This is a genomic window from Endozoicomonas sp. (assembly GCF_051008435.1).
Lineage (GTDB): Bacteria > Pseudomonadota > Gammaproteobacteria > Pseudomonadales > Endozoicomonadaceae > Endozoicomonas_A.
Window position 1 is genome coordinate 1 of record NZ_JBPCXO010000553.1, and the last position, 2,798, is coordinate 2,798.

The 2,798-nt window shown below is 47.3% G+C and carries 4 protein-coding genes; all 4 read left to right on the top strand.

The annotated features are described in order from the left end of the window. Positions 1-1,364: ankyrin repeat domain-containing protein (locus ACR2PX_RS28425; protein ID WP_434002723.1), on the top strand; the 1,364-nt coding region annotated here is incomplete at its 5' end. After that, a complete protein-coding gene (locus ACR2PX_RS28430) occupies positions 1,361-1,591 on the top strand; it encodes a hypothetical protein (RefSeq protein WP_434002724.1) in 231 nt (76 codons plus the stop codon). The genes ACR2PX_RS28425 and ACR2PX_RS28430, both read left to right, overlap by 4 nt. A 212-nt stretch (positions 1,592-1,803) precedes the next feature. Then, on the top strand, positions 1,804-2,358 hold the full coding sequence (locus tag ACR2PX_RS28435; RefSeq protein WP_434002725.1) for a hypothetical protein: 555 nt from the start codon (positions 1,804-1,806) through the stop codon (positions 2,356-2,358). After that, positions 2,352-2,639, top strand: coding sequence for a hypothetical protein (locus tag ACR2PX_RS28440; RefSeq protein ID WP_434002726.1), 288 nt, complete (start codon positions 2,352-2,354; stop codon positions 2,637-2,639). Before ACR2PX_RS28435 ends, ACR2PX_RS28440 begins: the two co-directional genes overlap by 7 nt. Positions 2,640-2,798: the final 159 nt, after the last annotated feature.

Sequence of the window (2,798 nt, forward strand, 5' to 3'; positions counted from 1 at the left end):
AGGATTCAGACGAACTGGCAGCCGATCTTTTCCATGCCTTATATACCCGACCAGGTTGTCGGGTAACGGTTCACAACGACAGCATTAACTACCAGTGCGGAGTCAGCACAATGCTGACGGTTCAACAGGGCGACGACGGACTTATACAACAAAAGAACGCCTTGAAAACAGCCCATCCTTTTGTGGTGATGAGCCTGCGTCAGGTTTTCCCAGAACACACGCCTCAACGAACGATTCAAAGCCATGATGTCACCCTGGGCGCTCTATTGGATGACTTCGCCTATCTTTACCCTGTGCCTCCCGGCACAACGGACTCAGAAGGTTATACCCGACTGCACCTGGCCAGTCGGGACGGTAATATCAGCCGTGCCAGACAATTACTGGAAGAAGGTGAAAATCCTGGGTTTCGAAGCAGCGCCAATGTATTCAACCAGCCCGGCAGGACTACACTGGATCTGGCTCAGGTAAGAGGTCATTCGGACATAGTCAGGCTTCTTCGGTCGTACAATACCGAAGCTACTGATCACTCCATCGACTTCCAGACAGGAGGCGAGGCTGATGCGCTCCATTTATATCAGTCACACTGGCCAGTCGACCGCCAACCCGCTCCCGAAAACCCTCATCAGACCCATTGGGAAACCGTTCAAGAGCATGGCTCAGTGGCTACCGGTCAGTACTGTCAGTCCGGTTGTGGTCACAACAGCGGCAGCTTTGAATTCCGCAAGGCAGTGGTGGCCATTGGTCGGGGCGAAGACCCGGTTTCCAAGGGTATAGAACGCACTGCTCAGGGGTTGGTCAAAATTTCTTATGATCACTTTCCCGAAGAGACTCGTCAGGTTCTGAACGGTCTGGCAACGACCAACCAAGCCATTGACGCTATGGTGGGCTACTCGGACAAAGTCTCCGGAAGAGTCGTTAGCAAAAAGTGGAACAGTTTGGATCAAGCGACAAAGGATGAGCTGGCGGGTTATGGTAAGATATTTTCGGTTGCTGTGCCTGTAACTAAGGTTCGGGGACTGACTTCAATTAAAGGTAATAATATTGCAAACAATTTAAATGCTCGTTCTGCTTTAAAAGGAAAGCTATCGGGGCTGGAAAAGGCTCAAAAAACAGCAGCCCGAACCAAACAATTATCTGATGGAAGAGTTCGGTATTATTCAAAAGAAGTTCCAGCACGAACCAAAGGGCCAACACGTGGTGCATGTTTTGTCACTGAGTACGACCCAAAAACAAATCAAGTTCGACAGTGGATGGAGAACTATAACGAGGAAGGTAATGTAATACGTGTGCACCCCAAGTCGATTGATGGGCAAATTATAGAGTCTCAGCATTATCCACCGACTGCCAAGGAGTTAGGTCTATGAAAGCCGCAGCCCAGCTGTTAAATCAAGCTATTAGATCAGAACTTAATACTGGTTATGATGCAGTAAGACTAGCTAAAAAAGCTTATAAAATCTATCATGAGTACTGCTCTGAGCTGGATTCAGAATTGGATGGAATATTTCTTCAAATTATAGCTATGGAAGAAGGGGAAGAATTCGAGTTCTCCGAAGTAGAAATAAAAGCTATTGCTGATCAACTGACTCACTAATAATAGCGAAAGTAAGTAGTGCTGGATTCAAGCAATAATTACTGCAAAGCCCACAAGGTAAAATGCGAGACGCTTTTTTAATCAATCATGGCCGAGATTTAGCCACCCCGAAGCATGAAAATGTGGGAGGTCTGAGCCCAATGGCACTGACTTAAGGTAAAACCCCTGAAATACCAAGGCTTGCCCGAGAAGAAAAATGACTATAAAAGTCAATGAACTCTAAACACTCCCCCGAGCAAGCCATGACCAAGTGTAGTCCTGAATTCCAGTCACTCGCTGATGATTGTCTCCGCCAATTTGCCCAGACTGATAATGGCCCACTGTCAGCGATCCTCACCTCGGACGACCTCAACGCTTTTCAGACCAGTTATCTTGGCTTCAGAGCCAGAGACTTTCCTCCCATCAAAACCTTAACCTTGTTCATGAGACAGGTTGCAAGCGACACCAAGTCGTGCCGACATGCCCTCATTGATGAGGCGAGAGACCAAGCCGTTAGAGGTAATAAGCCATCCAATACCGGAACCAGTGCGTATAGCAAAGTACGACAGCGGTTAACGGAAGAATCAATAAAGACACTGCTCCGTACATCAGGCAATAATCTCGACAATGCCTCACCGGAATCCTATCTCTGGCATCAACGCCGAGTACTGATCACCGACGGCTCAACACTTTTAATGCCAGATACCGAGAAGAATCAAAGCGAATACCCGCAGCTCAGCACCCAAAAAAAGGGATTGGTTTCCCTATTCTCAGAATCCTTGTGCTGACGTGTCTTGGCAGTGGTGCACTACTGGACTTTGCGGTGGCTCCCTATGAAGGCAAAGAAACGGGTGAACAAGCCTTGCTCAGAAAGTTGCTTTATCATTTGCGTGCTGGCGACATTCTGTTAGGAGATGCGAACTTTGAAAATTATTTCCTACTGGCTCTGGTGCTTCAGGCCAAGGCAGACGTTGTGTTTGAGAAAAACGGCTCTCGGATTATTGATTTCAGAAAGTGCTACCGAAAGCTTGGCAACAAAGACGGGCTCTTCCCTAATCTTAGTGGGTGATTTAATCTATATTGAACACTTCAAGGCAAGGTTGCCAACATGCGTGATAAAGAACTCTACTCCAAAATACTTGGCATTGAAACTCCATGGCATGTTGCCAACGTAGAGCTCTCCGTCACTGAAGGAAAAGTCGAAGTATTCCTTGAGCATGATGGCAAA